We start from the raw sequence: 24,000 nt of genomic DNA, 5'->3' as shown, positions 1-24,000 counted from the left end.
GAAAATAATAGCAAAATAGTAAAAATAACAGTATAATTGCATGTAGGCATTTTATATGTAAGGGGAGATATGACATGAAAAAAATTGTAGTAACGTTATCTATACTTTTAATTATAGCAGCAATTTGTGGAATTGGCGTAGGGGCCAAACGTGAAAGTCAAAACCAAAAAAAACTTATTGCTTTAGCAGAAAAGCATAATAATGAAAGCTTAAATCAGGACGAAACAATGCCAACTTCGAATGTCTATGAGAATCTTACTCAAAAACAAGACATAAATGCATTGGTAATAGGAGACAGTATTGCTCAAAGTAATGGGTCTACTAATGATAGTGAAAAGTGGTTTAATTTAATAGCAAAGGATGTTAAAACTAAATATAAATCAACTGTAACAACTGATTTAATTACAGGTGGTGGTACTACAGGAATACGTGCGTGGGTTGAGTTAAATAACGATAAGGCTACAAAAAAATACGACATAGCATATATGTGTTTCGGACAAAAGGATCAATGGAGTATGACTCCTGCGCAATTCGGAAATTTCTATGAAAGTATTATAATTAAACTTAAAAAAACTAATCCTAATATTGAAATAGTACCAATTATAGAAAGTTCATTTAGAGAGTATAATAGTTATTCAAAGGTTATACAAGAATTATCAAAACAGTACAACCTTCAAGTTGCGGATACTATATCAACATTCACGGGTACTCCAGAATCATATGAAAACCTAACAACGGATGTAGAAATACCTAATGATAAGGGATATAGTTACTATGCAAAGACAGTTGAAAAAGTTATTGATAAAAATTATAAAGCTAAGAAAAAAACAAATATTAAATATAGTGCCTTGTACAAGGATACTAAAAAACTTAATACTTTTGTTTTTGATAGTACACCTGATATAAATAGCGGATTTACTGTAAACAGTGGGGTTACTATAAATAATGGATTGGTTGGGGACAAGCTTTCAAATACTTTAACTTTTAATACAACCAATAGTTTAGCAATTATACATTATCTCCGCCAGCCAAATGGTGGAAAATTCAATGTATATTTAGATGGTAATCTTGTGAAAACAATAGATACTAGTTCAACTTATAAAGCAACTTATTCTGATCTAATATCTGATAATTTAGTAGGCAAACATATAATTAAAATTGAAGTATCAGCTGTTAACCAAGGGGGAACAGTGAATATTTTAGGACTCGCAACAAATTAGTTAATTATATTTAAAATTACATATGTGGGAAGAAAAAAATAATTATTATAAACAAGGGGATGTAAAGATGAAACGGTGGAAAAAGATTCTTATAAGTATAGTTGTTATTTGTGTTGTGATTGTAGGAGCAGGTTTTGGCTACGCTTTTTATCAACTAAGTAAAATGAGTACTACAAAAATATCAAAAACTAATTCAGATTTGGGTATTAGTAGTACAGCGACAGAAAGCAATGATATAACCAATATTGCTTTATTTGGTGTAGATAGAAGACATAAGACAGATGCAAGTCGTTCAGATTCTATGATAGTTTTATCAATAGATCAAAAGCATAAGAAAATTAAAATGTCATCTTTGATGAGAGATATATATGTACCAATAGATGGTCATGGTTCAACAAAAATGAACGCTGCATATGCCTACGGTGGACCACAACTAGCTATAAAAACTATTAATGAGAATTTTAATTTAAATATTAAAGATTATGTCACAGTTGATTTTTTTGACCTTCAAAAGCTAATAGACGCTATTGGTGGAGTACCAATAAATGTTGAGAGTGATGAAGTTGCTTTAATTAATAAATATATGAGTGAAACTGCCGGACTTGAGAAACAATCAATAACAAAAGTAACAGGTTCTGGAGTGCAGAATTTAAGTGGTATGCAGGCAGTTGCATATTCACGAATACGTTATACTACTGGTGATGACTTTAAAAGAACAGAAAGACAAAGAACAGTATTAACAGGCATGTTTACAAAAGTTCAGTCATTAGGTGCATCACAATTTCCATCAGTTGTATCTAAACTTCTACCACTTACTGAGACAAGCATGAGTAGTATAAATTTAATGAAACTTGGTACAAAAGTTATGGGATCTAATATAACAACTATGGATCAAACAAGATTCCCAGTAGATGGTTATTGGACAGATAAAATGATTAATGGACAGGATTGTCTTGTTATTGACATGATTGCTGCAACAAATCAGCTTCATAAGTATATATATGATGATATAAAACCTGTATCTAAATAAAATCATATTGTAATAGAAAAAAGAACTATTGAAATATTAAGATAGTACTTATAGAACACTTTGAAAAAACTGTTCTATAAGTACTTTTTTTTGTATATTTGGTTGTTATTTATATTTTGAGCTTAATTTAGAAAAATAAAAGCGATTTATGTATTTAGTAATCACATTTTTGAACGATATACATTATATATGTTGAATAAATTTTATAATAATACAATAAAAGTGATAATAATTTTATAAATGAGGGGGAAGTATGTCTATTTGAATATGAACTTATATTAAATTATCTCCTGGGTCACTGCAACATCGACCTAGAAGATGAATACATAATTAGATTTAATTGTAATGTAATGAAGTAAAAGGGGGTAGTAAGGTGAAAAATAAATTCAGAATATTTACAGTGGCTTTGTTTGCTTGCATTTTTATGTTAGGAAATGGTGCTTATGCATTTACTGGTTCAAATTATGTTAATAGTCAAAATATTAGTGTAGGACTTGAGAGTATGGGGTGTGCTCAACTAACGATAACATTAAATGGGGATTATACCTTAAACGGCAACGTCAAAAAAAGTGGTACAAGCTATTTATTAAAAGTATCTGGATCACAGGTGAGTTTTAATGGAGTACTGTACAGTAATTTAAGTCTTATACCAGTGATTTCAACAAATACTATTAAGATAACATCTATTTATACTAGAAATTATAGAGGAACATTAAATTTTAAAATTAGTTCAGGTAAGGTATTACCTGTTAATACTTTATACATAGAAGATTATTTAAAAGGTGTTGTTGGGAAAGAAATGTCTGATTATTTTCCTATTGAAGCACTAAAAGCACAGGCAGTAGCCGCTAGAAACTATGCTTTAGCTAATGTAAGCAAACATACGAGTGCAAGGGGTTATAGTATTTGTGATACTACTGACTGCCAAGTTTATGGCGGCTATGATTCTTCATTAAAAAATGTAATTGCTGCAGTCGATGCGACTAAAGGTAAGGTACTTTTAAGTGGGACTAACATTGTTGATGCTTTTTACTCGGCATATGATGGCGGATATACAGAAGCTTCTGAAAATGTGTGGGGAAGTGCACTTAGCTATCTTAAAACTAAGCAAGATATTTATGATGTAGACTATGGTTGGAATTCAATGTATACATCTATTACTATGAACACCTTATTAAAAATAAAAACTACTTTAAAAATACCAGTAAATTATACATTTGTGAAAATAGATTTAAATAGCATTACCAAATTTACTAGTGGTAGAATTAAAAATATTACTATAGTTTTCAAAGATCAATATGGGACTCTTTATTATAGATCTTATGGAAAAGATTCTGCAAGGACGTTCTTAGGTTTAGAAAGTGCTTTGTATAATGTAACTTATGATGCTGTAACTGACATTTATACTTTTAATGGCAAAGGCAATGGCCATGGGGTAGGTATGAGTCAGATTGGAGCAAAACATAGAGCATCGGCAGGACAAAGTTTTGAAACTATTCTAAAGTTTTATTATGACGGTACAACGATAATAAATGCTGCAAGTGATTATGCGGTCTCATTTGATAGCCAAGGTGGAAATGCAGTAAGTAGTAAAATCGTGAGTTATAATAGTGTTATAGCAACTCCAGTAGCACCAGCAAAAACTGGTTATACATTTGGTGGGTGGTACAAAGAATCTAAGGGCGCAAATGCATGGAACTTTACAAACAATAGTGTTACTTCAAATACAATACTATATGCAAAATGGACAGCTAATAAATATACAGTTTCATTTAATAGCCAAGGTGGAAAAGCAGTAAGTAGTAAAATCGTAAGCTATAATAGTGTTATAGCAACTCCAGTTGCGCCAACGAAAACAGGTTATACATTTGCTGGCTGGTATAAACAAGTCGGATGCTCAACAGCATGGAACTTTGCAACTGATAAAGTAGCTGCAAATACAACTCTTTATGCAAAGTGGACAATGAATAAATGTACAGTTACATTCAATAGCCAAGGTGGGAAAGCAGTAAGCAGTAAAATTGTTAACTATAATGGTTTAATAACAACACCAGTAGCGCCAACAAAAGCAGGTTATACGTTTGCTGGTTGGTATAAACAAACTGGGTGTTTATCTGTATGGAACTTTAAAGCTGATAAAGTAACAACTAACACAATACTATATGCAAAGTGGAATGTTGATGTTTCAATTGGAGCACCTAAAGGGTTAAAAGTATCATCATATTCATATAACAGCATCTATGTTAAATTTAACGCGGTAACTAGAGCAAGTGGGTATGAAGTTTATAGAGCAACAACTGTTAAAGGTTCGTATAAATTGATATCAACAACTACTAAAGGAAGTTATAATAATACAGGACTTGTGACAAATACGACTTATTATTATAAAGTGAGAGCATATAGGATGGTAGGCAACGTTAAAATCTATAGTTATTTTTTAACAACAATTAATGCAAAACCAATTCTATCTATACCAACAAAGGTTAAAGCTAATAGAATTAACTCTAAAAGCATTAAACTTACCTGGAGTGGCGCTACCGGCGCAAGCGGGTATGAGGTTTATAAATCTAATGCAAATAATGGAGTTTATAGCTTACTTGCAAGAACATCAGGTTTATATTATACAAATTCGACGCTCGTAACAGGTAGGACTTATTTTTATAAAGTGAGATCATATCGAACTGTTGGAAAGACTAAGGCGTATAGTAATTGGACAGCCGTCGTAAATGCAAAATTATAAAATTAGGGTAAGTGAAATAGCATTATAGAAAAGCAGTAGAATAGATAGTTACTAAATGGTAGTAGAAGAAAATAACCACCAAATCGCATAAGTTGCGATCTGGTGGTTATTTTTATTAAAGTTTAAATTGTTTTATACAATTCTATCAGTATAAAGAAGAACTCTAGATATTTGTTTACCATTCTGAGTTGTTATTCGATATACATGTACATGACTTCCAACTATGTCATTTATAATTTCATAATGTTTACTGTTAAGAGCTGCATTTGAGTAGACACTAAATGTTAATTGTTTGTTTTGTATTGAAGATTCTAAATATATTGGATATGAATAAGTATTTTTAAATCTATAATCTAGAAGACCGTAAGCAACTGTAGCGTCGAGTCCTCTACCAATATAAGCTGATCGCAAAGTATGAGCGTATCTTTCTCTAGAAACTATATTAGTTCTAAGCATTGCATTATAAAGTGTTGTTGAAACCTGGCAGGTTCCACCCCCTATATCAGGTACATCTTTATTATTTATAATTCCTATTGCTGTTTTATATCCATTAGCTGTAGATCTTGCTCCGACTACATCATTAAAGCTAAAAATTTCTCCTGGCATAATTATATGACCATTTAGATTACTAGAAGCTATTCTAATATTTGTTGATCGATTCTGGGTTGAAGATCCAAAGCTGGTTGTGTAACTTGATATTACAGTATCTATACCTGCTAAATCAGATTTTTTTATTCTAGGTGTTACTTTTATAAGTTGTGGTTCTATTAATAGATTTTGTTCCTCATCAAGATTGTTAACTTTTTTTGTTATATCTTTTTTTAGAAGTACTGGATCAATAGTATGACCATATGCTTCTTTAGTTACAAGTAATTTTCCAGAATTACTTCTAATAATAGATGCGTTTGTTGCATTTTTACTATTATCTTTAACAACTTTTTTAAGAATCGAGTCTACAACAGCATAATTGTATGAATGTGATATTGTAAATTTATTTTGGCTTGGAAATGCTATATCAAAATATTTTTGAAATATATTTCCTTGTCGCCCAATAGCAAAAGCTTTATCAATTATTGCACTTGAATTAGATTTCATATCAAGTTTTGATGCTTCAATTGTATATTGTTTTCCGTTCACTTTTATTGTTATATTTTTCTTGCCAATTATAGCATGTTTTTGCATAATAATGTTTGTTGCTTCTGCTTTAGTTTTTCCACTTAAATTTGTGTCTTCCACCCATACTTTTAGATGTATCTTTTCTTTGTATTTTGATAAAGATGAATACATAAGGATGCCTTGAATAACTACTAGCAATCCTACTACCCCAACGATTATCTCTACGGCTTTTAACTTTCTTTTCTTTGGTTTTTCTGGCTCTGTAACAAATTGTAACCCCATTTTTATTCCCCTTTTCAGTTAAGCAATACTAACTCTTTTCATGTGTATTTTTTGTAAATAACATCTATATACAATAATAAAACTATTGTTGCTATTTTACAATACTTTTATAAGATATATATTGGTAAAAAAGTATATTTCCGATCGTTTAATATATTTAAAATCTTTATGTCGTTAATGACTAACTTTTATAAAAAATTAGACGAATATAGTGTAGTGGGGAGAAAAACAGACAAACCATTAATTAATTGTTTTAGATGGCATATTGCGACATTAGTCGATATTTGTAACTCGAAAATTAGAGGGTTATGCCATGTAATATGGAAATGAATAGTTTGAAGTATTTGTGGGGGAGGGTTATTTATTAGCAATTTTAGAATGGCAATTATGCCGTGGTAAAGCACTAATAATTACATAATTGGAAGACGTATATTAGAATTTAAATGATTCTAAAAGATCCGGGGGGGGATAACAAATGTCAAGAAGAACAAGAAAAAGAACGAGAGCAAAAAAAAGGGCACGAACTAGAATTGTAACAATAACAGCATTAGCAACAGTTGTAATGTTAGGTAGTAGTGCTATGGTAATTGCAAATAAAGCAGAAAAACCAGGGAAAAACATGGCATTTTTATCAAAGCATCAAAAATCTAATCAACAAACGACAATTGCAAAAGTTACTAAAAGTTATACTTCAAATGCAGCAGTTGCTGTTAAAAAACTAATTGCTAAAAATAAAGTTGATGTTGCAACAAATAAGGTTAAACAGGACAAGCTAAGTAACCCAATTAAGACTAGCAACCAAGCAAATATAGCTACAGACCAAAGCAATAAAGTAGAATCTACTAATGTTTTATTGGCTACAAACCAAAATACAACTAGCAAAGATGCTGACAATGTTGCAGCTAATTCTGCAAAAAACGTTGCAGCAAATGTAGCAAAGAATACTGCAGCAACAAATGCGGCAAGAAGTGCAGCAAATAGTGCAAAACAAGAAGAAATTAATAAGATAGCTGCTGAAAATGCAAATAAAGCTAATCAGCTTAAAACAGCAGAAAATTACAAAATAGCAAAAGCAGCATCTGATAAAGCAGAAAAAGAAGTTCTTGATGCAAAAAAAGCAAAAGAGGATAACTTAGTTCAAGTAGAGGCAGATAAGATTGCTAAATTAAAAGAAGAGACTGCAACTACTAATGAAGCAGTTGATACTACTAAAGAAGAAGCAGCTAGTAGTGTTACTAACGAAGTCGATAGTAATTCTAAAAATGAAGCCGTTAGTACTACTAAAGATCAACCAGCTAGTACCACTAGTATCGAAGCAGACAAAGTAGCTAAAACTGAAGCAGATAGGCTTGCTAAAGTTGAAACAGATAGATTAGCTAAAGTTGAGTCAGATAGATTAGCTAAAGTTGAAACAGACAGACTTGCTAAGGTAGAATCAGATAGACTTGCTAAAATAGAAGCAGATAGAGTATCTAATGTACAAGCGGGTACTATATCTAAAGATGAGTCAGACAGAGCAGCTAAAATAGCTAAAGATAAGTTAGCGAAAGTAGAGCAAGATAGACTAGCTAAGGTAGAATCAGATAGATTAGCTAAGGTCGAAGTTGGCAGAGTGGCTAAGATTGAAGCAGATAGGCTAGCTAAAGTTGAAGTTGACAGATTAGCTAAAGTTGAAACAGATAGATTGGCAAAGATAGCAATAGACAAAACATCTAAAGCACAAGTAGAGAAACTAGCTGAATTACAAGCAGCTAAGGCAGAAGCAACAAGACTTGCAAAAGTTGCAGCAGATAAAGCAGCAGCTTTAGCATCAGCACCAATTCAAACAAGCAATGGATCAGTATTATCAAACTATTTAAGTTCTGGTTCTAATGTAAGCAGTGTAGTAAATAGGGCTGTAGCATTGCATGGTGGAATCACTTCAAATAATTGCGTTTATTTTTCTAGTGAAGCAATGAGAAGAATAGGCAACAATGTACCAACATATATATGTAATACAAGTCAGTATATAAGTTATTTAAGATCAAGTGGATGGGTATCCACATATGATATCAGTAAGCTATCACGAGGAAGTATTTGTTTTACAACTTCTGATGGATCAGGATCTTCAACCCACACATTTGTGTTTATGGGTTGGGTTAACAGTGGAAGTCATACTTTGGCATATGTAGCTGATAACCAAGGTAATACAGTTCATGTACGAAACATGGGTGCAACTTATTCAACAGATGCTTTTGCATTCTTCATGCATAAATAGGCATTAAAATAATTAAATATATAAACTCAATTAAGAGCTCTAAATTTTTTAGGGCTCTTAATTGAGTTTAACGACATTTCAAAAGGGAAGTATACTATTTCTATAAGTGGATTTAACTTTAAAATACTTATTATGAAAGTGTTTATTATAGATTGCATAGGAATTCAAAAAAAGATATAATATTTTAAGAATGAATTAGATATTATAAAAAATATAAAATATATGGAGATGTAAATTTAATATGGGAAATTCAAATAAGTCAGATGGACTGAAAAAGGAAATAGGTCTTGGGACCGCTATACTATTCGTAGTAGGAAGTACTATTGGTTCAGGTATTTTTATGGCACCTCAGAATATGGCTGCGGCTACTTCACCGGGAGTTTCTATTGTCGCTTGGATTGTTGCTGCAATCGGATCTGTTTTAATCGCATTAAGTTTTGCAAACATGGCAACAAAATTTCCTGAAACAGGGGGATGCGTTCAATATACATATACTGCTTTTGGTGAATTTCCTGCTTTTAGTGTTGCATGGTTATATTGGATTGGTCAGTCAACAGGAGGGGCGGCACTAATTATTGCTTGCCTACGTTATATGAGCAAAATTTTTCCTGTAATAGGTACAAATAATTTACTTGCATTTGGTATAGGTTCTGCAATATTAATAATATTAATTGTCATTAATATACGAGGTATAAAACAAGGAATGATGGTTTCAAATATAACAACAATTTGCAAACTATTACCTTTAGTATTATTTGTACTTCTTGCTTTATTTCATTTCAATCCTGCATTATTTCACACGGTATCTCAGGTATCGGTTAAAAAAGATGGTGCTGGTTTTTCAAGCTTTCCAATGGCGATTGCAATAGCGATGTGGTCATTCGTAGGATTAGAGAGTGCGACTACAGCAGGTGGTGAAATTAAAAATGGTGCAAAAAATATTAGAAAAGCAACTATTTTTGGTACATTAGGTCTTGTAGCTGTATATTTGCTTGTAAGCATTCTTTCAACAGGAATTTTATCGCAGAATGAACTTGCACAGTCTAAAGCTCCTATTGCAGATATGTTTAATGCAATGACAGGAGGAAACTGGGGTGGCCTTTTAATAGCTATTGGTGTTGTTATTTCAACAATAGGATGTGCTAATGGAGGAATTATATTGGCATCAAGGTCCGCTTTTGCTGCGGCGGAACATAAGCTCTTTCCACCTATATTTGCTAGTGTAAATAAAAAATATAAGACTCCAGTTTATTCTATTATATTAAGTGGTGTTGTATCTATAGTCTTACTTTCAATGAATTATTTCAAAGGGCTTAATGCAGCATACGAATTTGTTATGCTACTTGCTACAATGACAGCTCTTCCACCTTATATTATGGTAGCTGCTGCAGATATAGTAGTTGCAAGAAAGCAATCAACAAAGATTAACATAGTAAACTTTATTACAAATTCCATTGTTCCGTTGGGTGCTTTTACATATGTTTTATATGCAATATGGGGTACGGGATCTGATTCGGTTATGTGGGGATTTATGCTTATGATTGCTGGTATTCCTTTCTATTTATATGTCAGACTTAAAAACAAAAATGAAAAATCTAATGCAATTGGGTAATAAATAAATTTGAAAAATTGCAATACAATGTTTATGGCTAAGATTATTTAACGACCCAGGAGATGATTTAAGGTAATTTTTTGATATCCGATATGTTATAATGGAATATAACATATTGAGGAGAGATAGACAACCTTAATTCTATAATAAAATTAGGAGGAGATAATAATGGAAGTAATATCAAGTTTTCAAGTTAATCATATTAAATTGTTAAGAGGTTTGTATGAGTCTAGGATAGATGGAGATCTAATTACTTATGATCTTAGAATGAAAGAACCTAATAGAGAAAAGGTTATGTCAACAGGTGCTTGCCATACTATTGAACATATTGGTGCAACGTATCTAAGAAATTTAGACATAGCTAAAGAAGTTATATATTTTGGCCCTATGGGTTGCAGAACAGGTTTTTATATGATTATGAGAAATATAAATAAGACAAAAGCTTTTTCTGTAGCAACAGATATGATGCGATTTATATTAGCTTTTGAAGGAGAAATACCAGGAGCACAACCTGATCAGTGCGGTAATTATTCAGACATGGATCTAGTAGCTGCTAAAAAAGATGTACAAGAATATCTTAATACTCTTGTTAATGCAACTGATGCAAATGTAACTTATCCAGAAATAAAAGCTTAAAAATTTTTGAAACTTTATATATAATGATATTTTAATTAGATATATAGTGTTTAAAATCTAATATAATATTTTAAAAAAGAAAGATACACAAATTAATTTGTGTATCTTTCTTTTTTTGCGATCAAGAGTTATAGTCCTATAGCCATACGAATGATTTTTAACTTATTCGTAAAATACTCTTCATTCAAAGTACCTGGATTAATTAATAGACGAAAATAAAGTGATGAATAAATTAAATCCAGTACAGATTCTTTATCGATGTTTGGATTGATTTCTTTTCTTGAAATACCTCTTTCCAATATTAAAAGTGCATTTGCTCTAGCTGGTGCAAAGTAATTATCTCTATACATTTCCTTTGCTTTTTCATCTGAATTGCTATTAACAACTATCTCTAAAGTAGATCTACCTAAAGGACTACTAAATATTTCTGATATATTCATAACTTGAGATAAAATATCACTAAAAGTATTGTTAGTATCTGGATATTGAGTTTTGCTTTTTATTTCACAAATGAATATGTCCATTATTAAAATATCTTTATTAGCCCACCACCTGTATATAGTAGATTTACTAACTCCAGAAATTTTGGATAGCTCATCAATGGTGACGCTGTTATAATTTTTTTCACAAAGTAGTTTTTTTGTACAGTCAAAAATTGATTCTTTTGCACTTAAACTTCTTGGTCTTCCCATATATTTATATATTCCTCCTAATTAAAAAAATCATCTCCTGGGTAGCATAAATATTAATGACTTATAAAATGTCGTTAAAAAAATGTACACCTTACCATTAAAAATAGCAAACCATTATTGATATGTCAATCAAATCATAATATATTAAAGCTTATATCAGGCAAACAATTTATACTTCCTTGTTTATTAAGTTGAAAATTGTTACAATATATTTAAAAATAAAATGAATCCAAAGTAATTTAGTGAAAATAATAGAAATATAGAGGAGTTTTATGAAATGATAAATTTAAAAGGTCAAGATTTGTTAAGAAATCCTTATTTGAACAAAGGAACTGCTTTTACTGAGCAGGAAAGAGAAAAATATGAACTTACAGGATTATTACCAAAGGCTGTAAGAACTATTGAGGAGCAAGCACAAATAATTTATAAAAGAACTAAAGATTTTGAAGATAAATTAGAAAAACGTAATTATCTTATGAATTTATATGATACTAACAAAACGCTTTTCTGCTACGTTATAGGCAAACACATTACTGAATTTCTTCCTATAATATATACACCAACTATAGGTGATGCAGTAATAAATTACTCTAAAATTTATGATACTCCAAAGGATGCTGTTTTCCTTTCAATTGATCAACCCGAGAACATTAAAAAATCCATTAAGAATTCTTTAAAAGACCTTGATGAAATAAAACTAATTGTTGTAACTGATGGTGAAGGAGTGCTTGGAATAGGTGATTGGGGCGTTCAAGGAGTTGATATATCTATAGGAAAACTTGCTGTATATACAATTGCTGCAGGGGTTAATCCTAGAAATGTACTTCCTATAGTAATAGATTGTGGAACAAACAATGAGGTTTTATTAAATGATCCACTTTATATTGGTAATAAACACAAAAGAGTCACTGGAGAAAAATATTATGATTTTATAGATAAATTTGTAAAGATATCTCTTGAGTTATTTCCTAAAGTACTTCTTCATTGGGAAGATCTTGGACGTGGGAATGCAAGTGCTATTCTTGAAAAATATAGATCAAAGATGTGTACATTTAATGATGATATACAAGGAACTGGAGTTATGATGGTATCAGCAATGACTGCTATTGCAGAGGTTACTGGTATACCAATTAAAGATCACAAAATATTAGTATTTGGTGGTGGTACTGCAGGTGTTGGTGTATCAGATCAAATATTACTTGAAAAGGTGCAAAGTGGATTATCAAAGGAAGATGCAATAAAGCAGTTTTATCTTGTTGATCGATTTGGTCTAATTACTGATGATATGGAAAATCTTACTGATGGTCAGAAAAAATATGCAAGGGCTAAGAGTGAATTTAAAAAACCACTTACAGATCTTGCAGAAATAGTTGCGGCTACCAAACCTACAGTGCTTATTGGAACTTCTGGTGTGCACGGTGCATTCGCAGAAAAAGCTGTAAGAAAAATGGCAGAGTTAAATAAAAAACCTGCTATTATGCCGATATCTAATCCTACAAAACTTGCAGAAGCAAAAGCTACTGACTTAATAAAATGGACAGATGGCCGTGCATTAGTTGTAACTGGAAGCCCATCTCAGCCAATTGAGCATAACGGGGTAACATATACTATTGGTCAGGCTAATAATGCACTTTTATACCCTGGATTGGGACTTGGAATAATAGTTGCAAAAGCTAAAACTGTATCTGATGGAATGTTATCTGCAGCTGCTCATGGAATAACATCTCTACAAGATTTTTCAAAGGCAGGAGCTGCAATTTTACCTTCTGTTGAAAAAATTCGAGAAGCATCAAAACTTGTTGCAATTGCGGTGGTAAAACAAGCAATTAAAGAAGGATTAAATCGCATAGAAATCAAAGATGCTACAAAGGCAGTGGAAGATGCTATTTGGGAACCAATTTATAAATAAAATAATTTTAAAATATCTTGCTCATGTTATATTAACGTGAGCAATTTTTCCATTTACCGTAAGTTTCCTATTGATATGACAAAATATTTACTTTATAATAAGTTAAATCATCTCCTGTGGAGCTGTATCATCTCCTGTGGAGCTGTATCATCTCCTGTGGAGCTGTAACAAAGTACTGAATATACTGTATAATTTATATCATGCGAATTATGGAAGGGTGAAAACATGAAAAAGAAGAAAAAGGTGACGAAGGTTGTTGTAAGTGTGATTATTCTTGGGGCACTAGTTTTTGGAGGAGTAATTAGTTATACATTTTACCAACTTAGCAAAGTAAAAACTGTAAAAATATCAGGAGCAAATTCTGATTTAGGCATTAGTGCTGCCGCAGCTGCAAAAGATGCATCAAGTGGGATAACAAATATTGCTTTGTTTGGTGTAGACAGAAGAGATAAGGATGAACCAGGTCGATCTGATTCTATAATGATACTTTCTATAGATACAAAACATAAGAAAATAAAAATGTCTTCTATTATGAGAGATACATATGTTAAGATTAAAGGTCATGGTCAGACAAAGATTACCCATGCATATGCTTATGGGGGGTCACAGCTTGCCATAAGAACTATAAATGAAAATTTCAATTTAGATATAAAAGATTATGTTACTGTTGATTTTTTTGATCTTGAAAAGTTAATAAATGCTATTGGTGGGGTTAAGGTAAATGTTGCTCAAGATGAAGTTACTTTGATTAATAGCTATATGAATGAGACTGCTGGAATTGAGAAAAAAGCAGTGACTAAATTAGAAAATCCAGGAACTCAAAATTTAAATGGACTCCAGGCGGTTGCATATTCACGAATACGATATACTACTGGAGGAGACTTTAAAAGAACAGAAAGACAAAGAACAGTATTAACGGCAATGCTTACAAAAATTGAGTCACTAGGAGATACGCAGTTTCCGTCTGTTGTTTCGAAGCTTCTTCCACTGACTGAGACAAGCATTAGTAGTATAAATATATTAAAACTTGGTACAAAGGTGATTACAACAAAATCAACTACAGTAGTTCAAGAGAGATTTCCAGTGGATGGATACTGCTGGGGAAAGACAATAGATAAAGTATGGTATTTGGTTTGTGATATGAATACTACTATAGATCAAATTCATAAATTTATTTATGATGATATAAAGCCAGTCCCTACAACTCCGCAAATTTAAACAATATAGAAACATATTACGAACAATATTATTTATAATATAAAAGGAACCAATATTAGTAAATATATATAATATATAGATATATTTATATAATTATTTTCATATTATTAGTAAAACAATTAACTTTTGTGATATGATTAAAGTATTAAATGTTTTTAATTAAGAGGAGGAATTTTTAATGGATTCAGACCCCGCGCCCAACGATTTAATGGTGCAATTAATACTAATTGTTATTTTAACATTGATAAATGCGTTTTTCGCATCAGCAGAAATGGCAATAGTATCGCTTAACAAAAATAATATTAAAAAACTTTCCGAAAACGGAAATGAAAAGGCTTTGCTACTTGCAAAACTTATAAAGGAACCAACAAAAATTTTATCTACTATTAGAATGGGAATAACTTTAGCTGGATTTTTATCTAGTGCAATAGCAGCTACTACCATAGCTAATTATTTAGGAGGTTACTTAAGAAATTTAAGTGTGCCTTATAGTCGACAATTTGCATTAGTTGGTATAACTATTGTTTTATCTTTTATAACGCTTGTGTTTGGTGAATTATTTCCAAAACGTTTAGGTTACCAAAGATCAGAATCTATAGCAATGTTTTCAATAAAACCTATTTACTACGTATCTAAAATGATAACTCCTTTTGTATGGTTATTATCAGTATCAACTAATATGCTAGTTAAACTTACTGGTCTTGATAGTTGCAAGGTAGAAGAAAAATTATCTAAAGAGGAAATCGTATCGATCATAGAAGTAGGACAAAAACATGGCATTATAAACGAAACTGAAAAAAAGATGATAAATAATATTATTGATTTTGATGAAAAAGCAGCTGAGGAGGTTATGACACCAAGAACAGATGTATTTGCAATTGATGTTAATGAACCTGTAAGTGAGTATTTAAATCAGTTATTAGAAGAAAAGTATTCAAGAGTACCAGTTTATGATGATGATGTTGATAATGTTATAGGAGTGCTTTATATGAAAGATTTTATAATTGAGGCACAAAAAAATGGTTTTGAAAATATAAATATTAAGAATATACTACATTCGCCTTATTTTGTTTATGAAAGCAAAAATATAGATCAGCTATTTAAGGACTTACAAAAATCTAAAAATCATATGGCTATACTTGTAGATGAGTATGGTGGATTTTCAGGAATAGTCACTATCGAAGACCTTGTTGAAGAAGTTATGGGAAATATTGAAGATGAATTCGATGATGAGGAACCTGACATAAAAAAAGTTGATAATAATACTTATATAGTCAGTGGATTACTTTCTTTAGATGAATTAAATGATAATCTAGATTTAAATTTATTTTCAGAGAATTATAATACAATAGGAGGATTTTTAATTAGTCTTATGGGATGTATTCCGAAGAAAAATGAAAATAAAACTATTGAATATGGTGATGTAATATTTAAAATAGAGGAAGTTAAGCAAAGAAGAATAGAGAGAATTAAAATATGCATATAAAAGATGCTCTGCTTTTAAAGTAGAGCATTTTTCATGTAATAAATTTATAAATATGGTATTTTATAAAAATTTAAAATATGTTATGATATATTATAGAAATAATTGAGAATAATAGTAAATGAAGAATAAAGATACTTACTTGGAAGGGGCTTTCAAAATTGACTACTCTGGTAAATATTATTATAGTGCTTTTACTTGTATTTATGAACGCCTTTTTTGTTGCAACAGAATTTGCAATGGTTAAGGTTAGAAAATCAAGGATAGAAACACTACTGCATGAAGGTACACAAAATGTGAAATACACTTCAAAGGTTGTTAACAATTTAAATTCATATTTATCTGCATGTCAGTTAGGAATAACACTCGCCTCACTTGGTCTTGGATGGGTAGGAGAGCCTGCTGTTGCAGCTATGCTAGGTCCTATTTTTAGTTTGTTTAATCTTCAGGAAAGTGTTATACATTCGATTTCATTTATTGTAGGATTTTCAATTATAACTGGTTTTCACATTGTATTTGGAGAACTTGTTCCTAAGTCTCTTGCAATTATAAATACAGAGAAGATTGCTATGTTTACAGCGTTTCCTCTTGTAGTGTTTTATAATATAACTTTTCCGATAATGTGGGCATTTAACCATAGCACGAGTTTAGTTTTAAAGGCTTTTGGTGTATCACTAGTTGATGAGCATGAGGCTGCACACACTGATGAAGAAATAAAGTTATTGGTTGAAGAAAGTTATAAGTATGGACTAATAGATAAAACTGAACTAACTTTTATAGATAATATATTCGATTTTTCTGAAAAAACTGTAAAAGAGATAATGATACCGCGAACTGATATGAATTGTATATATGCTGAGGATTCTTATGAGGATATTATTAAATTCACAATAGATCAACAACATACTAGATATCCAGTATGTAGAGATAATAAGGATAATGTTATAGGATTCATTCATATTAAGGATTTATATAAGCAAAAGATTCAAGGTAATAGTCAAAACATAGAAGACATTATACGAGTAATTAAATTTGTTCCAGAGTCATTATCTATTAGTGAATTATTAAAAGTATTCAAGACAGAGAAAATGCAAATGGCTATAATAATTGACGAATACGGTGGAACATTTGGACTTGTAACTGTTCAGGATATTTTAGAAGAAATAGTTGGCGAAATGCAGGATGAGTTTGATGAAGAAGGAAATGAAATTATTAAGAACGAAGATGGTAGTTATTTTGTAGATGGAAAAGTTCTTATTGAAGATGTCATTGAACTTTTAGATATAGAAATAGAGGTTGAAAATATAGATACAATTGGTGGATGGATTTATTCACAATTAGATTCTTATCCTAAAATTAACGATAAAGTTGAATATGGAAAATACGAATTTATAATACTCAAGTGTGATAGTAAAAGAATAAGTAAAGTATTGATTAAGAAAATAGCGAAATAACAATGCAAGATTAACATACCTATTTTAAAGATTTAACAATTTTTTAACAATATAATGGGATGTTTTTTGATAGAATAATAGGAATAGAAAATTTATTAAATAATAATATGAAATTGGGGGTAGATACATGAAAAACATGTTCTTTGAAGTTAGAAGAGCTGCTAAAAAGGATATTGAAGCAATACGAATACTTGCAAAAACATCTTTTAATACGTATGCTAAGAATGCAGGAATTACAGAAATGGTTGTACCTTTTGAGGAAACATATGATGACGTTTTAAAGGCTATAGAGAATACTAATGTTTATGTAGCTTTATTTAATGAAGAAATTATTGGTTCTGTGCGAATAGAGATAAAAAATGATAATACTGCTTATTTAACTAGATTTGGGGTTAGTCAGGAGCATCAAAACAATGGTATTGGAAAGATATTAATGAATTCTGTTGATGAGTTAATGGAAGAATCAGGTGTTACCAAATTATATCTTCATACTTCATCAAGAATGTTTTCTCTTATTAGGTTTTACTATGGAAGATGTTTTTATATAAAATCAACAAACAATGATAGGGGATATATTAGAGCATTGTTATGCAAGGAATATGAATCAGTAATGGTTGAAAAAACAGATGATAATTTAACTTGTGAGAGTGCTGTGATTTAAATATATTATATTTATAATAGCTAAAGACCGATTGCTAAATAGTGATTGGTCTTTAGCTATGTAAAAATATAAATGTTGTTAAAGCTTAATATAGAAAAATGTTTTTTAGGTTATAAAATAGTTGAAGATCAGGGGAAGTAACATAATCGAAAATTTAGAATAATATAAATGGTAAATATTATTTTGGAGGTACTTATGTATTATTACCCTTGTAAAAATTGTGACAAAATGGCAAACAGCAATCCAATGATGGATATGCCTATGAATATTGATAATTCAATGGACAATATGCAAATGAATAATCAAATGGACAATCCAATGGACAATCCAATGAATATGCCTATGATGAACATGCCAATGATGATGTCAATGATGAATAACATGCCTATGATGATGCCTATGATGAATATGAATAATTCAATGGATGATGATGATTTAAAAAGCATGTATCCTAAAATTTATATGATAATGTATCCTATGGTAAAATATCATTGTGATATGATGGAGTCAAAGTATGGCAAAAGACATTGCCCTAGCAAAGAGGAAATGGATTATATTTGTAACGATATATGTGACAAGTGCGATAAGCATCATAGAGGTGACGAAATAGAAGATTTTGATGAAAATGAAAATTTTGATGAAAATGAAGATAATGATACAAGGCAAAGACGTCGATACGGCAGAAGACGTGGATATAATGATTTAGCAAAAATATTGATTATTAGAAATTTAATTAGACGACGACGAAGACCAGGATATTGGAGATAAAATTTAATTTAATCTAATAAATTATCATGAAAAATGAGCATAAAAAATTATGCTCATTTTTTATTTTGTTAATAAAAAATATATTTTATTGTAAACGTGCCTCTTTTATATATTACGCTACTATAGCCTTGACGTGAAGGTTATAGTAGCGTAATATACTTCAATGGGGGTGAAGTATGGATACAAAATATTATAAAATTGAAGAAGTTGCTACTAGAACTGGGCTTACCAAAAGAGCTTTAAGATATTATGAAGAATTGGAACTTATAATTCCTAAAAGAACGGAATGCTCTTATAGATTATATAGCGAAAAAGATATTGAAAATATTAATAGAATAAAAGATTTAAGAGAAAGCCTAGGATTCTGCTTAAATGATGTCAAAACTATATTGTTACTTGAAAAAGACTTAAAACGAATTTTTAAAGAAAATATAAAAGATGATGTTACAATAGATAAATCTATAAACCTTATTAAAAAACAAATAGATTCAATTGAAAAAAAAGAACAATCACTAGCAAGATCAAAAGGAAAATTTAAAATGGCTTTAACAAAAATTGAAGATTATCGTGGAATGATACAGGAGGAATAATTAATGAAAAATATTAACTACAAATGGACAGCGCTATCGTGTACAACACTAGGAGCTCTCTTTTCAGTTCTTAGCGGAAGTACACTGCTCATAGCGCTTCCAGTTATTATGAAAGATTTAAACACAAGTATGAGTATAGTTACTTGGACTATTATGGGGTACATGCTTGTTATGACGATATTAGTTCCTTCCATTGGAAGGATGGCAGATATGGTGGGGAGGAAAAAGCTTTATGTTGGTGGATTTGCGCTTTTTACCTTAACATCGCTTTTATGTTCAATAGCTCAAACGGGATTTCAACTTCTAGTATTTAGAATGATACAAGCAGTTGGTGGAGCTTTAATGGTTGCAAATAGTACCGCAATAGTTGCAGATGCTTTCCCTAAAAAAGAACTTGGGAAGGCACTTGGAATTAACAGCATGATAATATGTGTTGCTGCAGTTGCTGGACCTATACTTGGAGGATTTCTTATAAGTATTGGTTGGAGAAGCATTTTTTACATCAATATCCCAATAGGTATTATTGGAACACTTTGGGCAGCTTTTAGACTCAAAGAAACAAAAATAACTTCAGAAAAACAAAAGTTTGATATGAGTGGTACGACTACTTTTTCAGCAGGTATGCTTGCGCTACTAACAGCCTTAACTTTAGGTGGATTTAGTGGTTGGATGAATATCTATGTAATAACATTATTTGTAGTAGCTATTGTTCTTTTAGTATTGTTTGTTCATATAGAAAATACAGTTGAGTTTCCTATGCTTGATTTAAGATTACTTAAAACTAGAGTGCTTGCATTTGCTTTTGCTGCTAATTTTCTAAATGGTGTTGCAAGAGGTGCAGTAACATTTTTATTAATATTCTACTTTCAAGGGGTAAAAGGAATAGACCCAATGCTTGCTGGAATACTCTTATCACCATTTGCTTTAGCTATGATGGTTGTGTCACCATTTAGTGGATGGTTATCTGATAAATACGGCGTTCGAATTTTAAGCTCGATTGGGCTCGTGATTTCAGCTGTTGGTCTTGCAGGACTGATGGTTATTAGCGCTGATACACCTATAGCTGAACTTGTTATATGGATGTCGATTATGGGATTTGGATCAGGAATGTTCTTTGCACCCAATACAAGTGCAATAATGGGTGGTGTACCAGCAGATAAAAGAGGTATTGCTGCTGGACTTCGTACAATGATGACTAATGCTGGAATGGTACTAAGTATCGCTATATGTATGGCTATTATTTCATCAAGTATATCACCTGATGCTATGCAGGCCCTTTTCATCGGATCTCAAGTAGGTGGCAAAGGAATTGCTACAGGCCAATTTATTGCAGGTCTTAGAACCGCATTTACACTTTGTTTCGTATTTAGTTTACTAGCTGCATTTATGTCCTACTTAAGAGGGCCAAGTGTAGTGTGGAAAGAAACAGAAGCAGAAGTGAAAGCTAAGGCTAAAGCGGTTATTAATTAACTAAAGTTACTATTAATTAACTAAAGTTACTACTAATTAACTAAAGTTACTATTTATTAACTAAAGTTACTATTAATTAATATTCATTGTAGTTATAGATGATTTAATAGATATAGCTATTTTATATAAAAAACTGGAATAAAAGCAGAGCTTAAGTTTTAAACAGCTCTGCTTTTTTCTGCTTTTTTAAAAGTTGATTTACTATGTTATTTAGAGTAGTTAAGAGTATACATCTGAAAGTTCTACTAGTATATTTTGATCCATGCTTCTTACTTCACTATTATATAGCGGATCGTCTTTAAGTACGTTAACAGAGGGAAGTGTAACTATAAAATTACTACCTTTGCCAAATTTACTTTTAACATGGATGTTACCATCATGCAATTCTACAATTGATTTAACTAAACTTAACCCAATACCTGTACCTTCCGCATTTCTTGATAAAGATTTATCTACTTGCTTAAATCTATCAAATATTATATCTAAGTACTTGTCTTCAATGCCAATACCATTATCTCTTACTGATATATCAATAAACTTATCATTGTCTATAACAGATACGACTATTTCATCACCTTTATCTGTGAATTTTATAGCATTTGATATAAGATTTAAAACAACCCGTTCTATTTTTTCTGTGTCAATAGCAATAATTTTTTCTTCTAAATTAGTATCAAAAACAATGTTTAGGCCTTTGCTGTCAGTGAAATTAGTTACAGACATCACTATATCTTCTACAAATTTAACTATATCGTTATTTGTTAGCTTCAATTTAAAAAATCCTGCTTCTATTTTTGATAAATCAACGATATTGTTAATCATTTTAGACAATCTATATGAATTTTGTTTAATACAATCTATATATTTTATAATTGAGGCCTTATTTTTATCCAAAGTGTCAGTAGTACAATACATACTAAATAACTGAGCGGTTGCAAATATAACATTTAATGGAGTTTTAAGCTCGTGTGATATATTCACAAGAAATTCACCTTGCATCTTTAATTCGTTTTCCATGACTTTAACCGATTTAATTTCAGGTGTAACATCAACTATTAAAATTAAAAGTTCTTGGACTTCTCCATTTACTTCAAGAACAGGTTCAAAGATGACATTCCAATATATCACGATTCCATTTATTAGATTTTTTAGTGCATACAAATACTTAGTTTTCTTTTCCTCTAAAGCTTCGCGCATACACTGGTAATATTCAATAGTTTTGAGCTTTCCAAATAAGTTATAAAGTTTGTTGTCTTTTATTTGATCAATAGAAGTAATGTTAGAGTTTATCAACTTGATGGCACTATATGCTTTCTTATTAATATCAATAATTTTTAAATTTGGGCATGATAGTCTAATAAGGGGTAAGTCAAAAGTATCTACTACTCTGTTTAAAATCTCAAATCTTCTTTTTATAGCTTCTTCATGTCTGCGAGAGTCGGTTGTGTCACGAATTGAAAGTACACCTAAACTGAATATTCCATTTTCGTCATAAATGGGAGTGCCACTAACATTTATATCCAATATTTCATGGGAAAGTCTTACTGTCATTTTCCTTTCTTTAAATTGTTCACCTCTCATAATCATTTGAGTTGGATTGTTTGCAGGTTCTATGTTTTCTCCGTAAATACCATAAAAACATGGTTGTTTATATGCATCAGTTAATTTACTAAGAGACTGATTGTTAGGAAAAAATATATTCCTTGCTGATTTGTTAAATATTATATATTGACCGCTTTTGTCAAAAATACAAATGCCATCGGAGACATTCTCAATAATAGCTGCCAATTCGTTTTGATTTTTTATGATTTCTGCGTTGTTTAAAGGATTTGACAATACATTACCCCCATTTTTTAAAAAACATATGTTCTAATTTTATCGTCTTAAACAAGCACATTACAAAATAATGTACAATTTTATTATTTATACATTTTACCATAATTTATAGTATATTACTATATTTAATACCTAAAATTTAATTTATTTAGGTTTTTATGAATTTTTATAGATTACCATACTACAGATTTTAAAAATTAGGCAAACTAATAGAGAAATTGGTCAATATTAATATTAATTATCTTAATAAAATAATATTGGAATAATATGACATAAGTGTTATAATAATATATATTAAATAATATAACAAAAAAATGAAAAGTAAACGATATAATATCTTTCAATTGACTATCAAAGCCATATATTAAAGGGGGTAAAATTATATGATGAAAAATCGATTAAAAGGGAAATGGCTTGTAATGAGCAGTATAGCATTAGTAATTGCCATATTAGGGGCAGGTGGTTATTATTCACAACATAAACCAGATAAACAAGGGAGTCCATCAATTGTACAAGCTGTTCAAATAAAAAAGAATATAGTTAACAAAGTGGTTGCAATAAAGCCAAATGAATCGACTGATGTTATTAGTGATCAAGAGGCAGTGTTATATAATAAAATGCATAAAATGATAAATACTAAAATTGTGGCAGTAGACGGAGAAGTATGGGGGGAAGTACCGATAACTACTAATAATTGTAACCAGCTCATTGCAGAGGTTAAAGACAGTGGATATCCTGATAAAGTTACTTTATTGCAATTTCTTACAACCTGGAAAAATAATGATTATGCTAATGGGGTAAATCAACATAATTACTTATGGAATGGACTTCATGGAACAATAGGTAAAGCAAAATCGCTTAGGAACTAATTATCTCTTACAGAGCTATAATCATCTCCTCCCGGAGCTGTATCAGCTCTTGGCAGAGCTGTAAGCATCTCTTGGCAGAGCTGTAAGCATCTCTTGGCAGAGCTGTAAGCATCTCTTGGCAGAGCTGTAAGCATCTCTTGGCAGAGCTGTAAGCATC

18 protein-coding genes are annotated in these 24,000 nt (G+C 30.7%); 15 read left to right on the top strand and 3 right to left on the bottom strand.

The window, feature by feature from the left end:
- Positions 1-74 precede the first annotated feature (74 nt).
- The 3 genes from KPL38_RS07490 (at position 75) to KPL38_RS07480 (ending at position 4,990) form a co-directional block, all read left to right on the top strand.
- Positions 75-1,220 carry an SGNH/GDSL hydrolase family protein gene (locus tag KPL38_RS07490; protein WP_216288527.1) on the top strand — a complete coding sequence of 382 codons (1,146 nt, stop codon included), beginning with the start codon at positions 75-77 and terminating at the stop codon, positions 1,218-1,220.
- Between the two features lie 67 nt (positions 1,221-1,287).
- Positions 1,288-2,250, top strand: a complete 963-nt coding sequence (locus KPL38_RS07485) for an LCP family protein (protein WP_246577862.1) — start codon at positions 1,288-1,290, stop codon at positions 2,248-2,250.
- Positions 2,251-2,623: 373 nt separating this feature from the next.
- On the top strand, positions 2,624-4,990 hold the full coding sequence (locus tag KPL38_RS07480) for a SpoIID/LytB domain-containing protein (RefSeq protein ID WP_216288525.1): 2,367 nt from the start codon (positions 2,624-2,626) through the stop codon (positions 4,988-4,990).
- 132 nt (positions 4,991-5,122) lie between these two features.
- Here KPL38_RS07480 and KPL38_RS07475 read toward each other — a convergent pair whose 3' ends face one another.
- Positions 5,123-6,388 (bottom strand): VanW family protein, encoded by a 1,266-nt coding sequence (locus tag KPL38_RS07475; protein WP_216288524.1) that lies wholly within the window; start codon positions 6,386-6,388, stop codon positions 5,123-5,125.
- Positions 6,389-6,863: 475 nt separating this feature from the next.
- Here KPL38_RS07475 and KPL38_RS07470 point away from each other — a divergent pair, with 475 nt between their 5' ends.
- The 3 genes from KPL38_RS07470 to KPL38_RS07460 all read left to right on the top strand — a co-directional run bounded on the left by KPL38_RS07470 (position 6,864) and on the right by KPL38_RS07460 (position 10,893).
- Complete coding sequence (locus tag KPL38_RS07470) at positions 6,864-8,645, top strand: hypothetical protein (protein ID WP_216288523.1); 1,782 nt, start codon at positions 6,864-6,866, stop codon at positions 8,643-8,645.
- A 241-nt stretch (positions 8,646-8,886) separates the two neighbouring features.
- Positions 8,887-10,257, top strand: a complete 1,371-nt coding sequence (locus tag KPL38_RS07465) for an APC family permease (RefSeq protein WP_216288522.1) — start codon at positions 8,887-8,889, stop codon at positions 10,255-10,257.
- Positions 10,258-10,425: 168 nt separating this feature from the next.
- Complete coding sequence (locus KPL38_RS07460; RefSeq protein ID WP_216288521.1) at positions 10,426-10,893, top strand: S-ribosylhomocysteine lyase; 468 nt, start codon at positions 10,426-10,428, stop codon at positions 10,891-10,893.
- A gap of 128 nt (positions 10,894-11,021) precedes the next feature.
- Here KPL38_RS07460 and KPL38_RS07455 read toward each other — a convergent pair whose 3' ends face one another.
- On the bottom strand, positions 11,022-11,585 hold the full coding sequence (locus tag KPL38_RS07455) for a TetR/AcrR family transcriptional regulator (RefSeq protein WP_216288520.1): 564 nt from the start codon (positions 11,583-11,585) through the stop codon (positions 11,022-11,024).
- Between the two features lie 259 nt (positions 11,586-11,844).
- Here KPL38_RS07455 and KPL38_RS07450 point away from each other — a divergent pair, with 259 nt between their 5' ends.
- From KPL38_RS07450 to KPL38_RS07415, 8 genes are all read left to right on the top strand, one after another.
- Positions 11,845-13,494 carry an NAD-dependent malic enzyme gene (locus tag KPL38_RS07450; RefSeq protein WP_312884171.1) on the top strand — a complete coding sequence of 550 codons (1,650 nt, stop codon included), beginning with the start codon at positions 11,845-11,847 and terminating at the stop codon, positions 13,492-13,494.
- A gap of 225 nt (positions 13,495-13,719) precedes the next feature.
- Complete coding sequence (locus KPL38_RS07445) at positions 13,720-14,712, top strand: LCP family protein (protein ID WP_216288518.1); 993 nt, start codon at positions 13,720-13,722, stop codon at positions 14,710-14,712.
- Positions 14,713-14,890: 178 nt separating this feature from the next.
- Positions 14,891-16,198 (top strand): hemolysin family protein, encoded by a 1,308-nt coding sequence (locus KPL38_RS07440; protein WP_216288517.1) that lies wholly within the window; start codon positions 14,891-14,893, stop codon positions 16,196-16,198.
- A 158-nt stretch (positions 16,199-16,356) separates the two neighbouring features.
- Positions 16,357-17,649: a hemolysin family protein gene (locus KPL38_RS07435; RefSeq protein WP_216288516.1), complete on the top strand. Its 1,293-nt coding sequence runs from the start codon at positions 16,357-16,359 to the stop codon at positions 17,647-17,649.
- A 127-nt stretch (positions 17,650-17,776) separates the two neighbouring features.
- Positions 17,777-18,310 (top strand): GNAT family N-acetyltransferase, encoded by a 534-nt coding sequence (locus KPL38_RS07430; RefSeq protein WP_216288515.1) that lies wholly within the window; start codon positions 17,777-17,779, stop codon positions 18,308-18,310.
- Between the two features lie 195 nt (positions 18,311-18,505).
- Positions 18,506-19,078, top strand: a complete 573-nt coding sequence (locus tag KPL38_RS07425; protein WP_216288514.1) for a hypothetical protein — start codon at positions 18,506-18,508, stop codon at positions 19,076-19,078.
- Positions 19,079-19,254: 176 nt separating this feature from the next.
- On the top strand, positions 19,255-19,668 hold the full coding sequence (locus tag KPL38_RS07420) for a MerR family transcriptional regulator (RefSeq protein ID WP_216288513.1): 414 nt from the start codon (positions 19,255-19,257) through the stop codon (positions 19,666-19,668).
- Positions 19,669-19,671: 3 nt separating this feature from the next.
- Entirely contained in the window at positions 19,672-21,138 is a 1,467-nt protein-coding gene (locus KPL38_RS07415; RefSeq protein ID WP_216288512.1) for an MFS transporter, read from the top strand.
- A gap of 219 nt (positions 21,139-21,357) precedes the next feature.
- On the opposite strand, the gene KPL38_RS07410 is transcribed toward KPL38_RS07415, so the two are convergent.
- Positions 21,358-22,974, bottom strand: a complete 1,617-nt coding sequence (locus KPL38_RS07410) for a PAS domain-containing sensor histidine kinase (RefSeq protein WP_246577861.1) — start codon at positions 22,972-22,974, stop codon at positions 21,358-21,360.
- 383 nt (positions 22,975-23,357) lie between these two features.
- On the opposite strand from KPL38_RS07410, the gene KPL38_RS07405 reads away from it, so the two are divergent.
- Positions 23,358-23,843, top strand: coding sequence for a DUF6241 domain-containing protein (locus tag KPL38_RS07405; protein ID WP_216288511.1), 486 nt, complete (start codon positions 23,358-23,360; stop codon positions 23,841-23,843).
- Positions 23,844-24,000: the final 157 nt, after the last annotated feature.

The organism is Clostridium psychrophilum, from assembly GCF_018861705.1.
GTDB lineage: Bacteria > Bacillota > Clostridia > Clostridiales > Clostridiaceae > Clostridium_AD > Clostridium_AD psychrophilum.
The sequence above is the reverse complement of the archived record's forward strand: the minus strand, read 5'-3'. Positions and strand labels throughout refer to the sequence as shown.

What these genes read in the sequence shown, in the direction of transcription:
- KPL38_RS07490 (WP_216288527.1), top strand. Translation starts at nt 75, where the DNA reads ATGAAAAAAATTGTAGTAACGTTATCTATACTTTTAATTATAGCAGCA.
- KPL38_RS07485 (WP_246577862.1), top strand. Translation starts at nt 1,288, where the DNA reads ATGAAACGGTGGAAAAAGATTCTTATAAGTATAGTTGTTATTTGTGTT.
- KPL38_RS07475 (WP_216288524.1), bottom strand. Translation starts at nt 6,388, where the DNA reads ATGGGGTTACAATTTGTTACAGAGCCAGAAAAACCAAAGAAAAGAAAG.
- KPL38_RS07470 (WP_216288523.1), top strand. Translation starts at nt 6,864, where the DNA reads ATGTCAAGAAGAACAAGAAAAAGAACGAGAGCAAAAAAAAGGGCACGA.
- KPL38_RS07465 (WP_216288522.1), top strand. Translation starts at nt 8,887, where the DNA reads ATGGGAAATTCAAATAAGTCAGATGGACTGAAAAAGGAAATAGGTCTT.
- KPL38_RS07460 (WP_216288521.1), top strand. Translation starts at nt 10,426, where the DNA reads ATGGAAGTAATATCAAGTTTTCAAGTTAATCATATTAAATTGTTAAGA.
- KPL38_RS07455 (WP_216288520.1), bottom strand. Translation starts at nt 11,585, where the DNA reads ATGGGAAGACCAAGAAGTTTAAGTGCAAAAGAATCAATTTTTGACTGT.
- KPL38_RS07445 (WP_216288518.1), top strand. Translation starts at nt 13,720, where the DNA reads ATGAAAAAGAAGAAAAAGGTGACGAAGGTTGTTGTAAGTGTGATTATT.
- KPL38_RS07440 (WP_216288517.1), top strand. Translation starts at nt 14,891, where the DNA reads ATGGATTCAGACCCCGCGCCCAACGATTTAATGGTGCAATTAATACTA.
- KPL38_RS07430 (WP_216288515.1), top strand. Translation starts at nt 17,777, where the DNA reads ATGAAAAACATGTTCTTTGAAGTTAGAAGAGCTGCTAAAAAGGATATT.
- KPL38_RS07425 (WP_216288514.1), top strand. Translation starts at nt 18,506, where the DNA reads ATGTATTATTACCCTTGTAAAAATTGTGACAAAATGGCAAACAGCAAT.
- KPL38_RS07420 (WP_216288513.1), top strand. Translation starts at nt 19,255, where the DNA reads ATGGATACAAAATATTATAAAATTGAAGAAGTTGCTACTAGAACTGGG.
- KPL38_RS07415 (WP_216288512.1), top strand. Translation starts at nt 19,672, where the DNA reads ATGAAAAATATTAACTACAAATGGACAGCGCTATCGTGTACAACACTA.
- KPL38_RS07405 (WP_216288511.1), top strand. Translation starts at nt 23,358, where the DNA reads ATGATGAAAAATCGATTAAAAGGGAAATGGCTTGTAATGAGCAGTATA.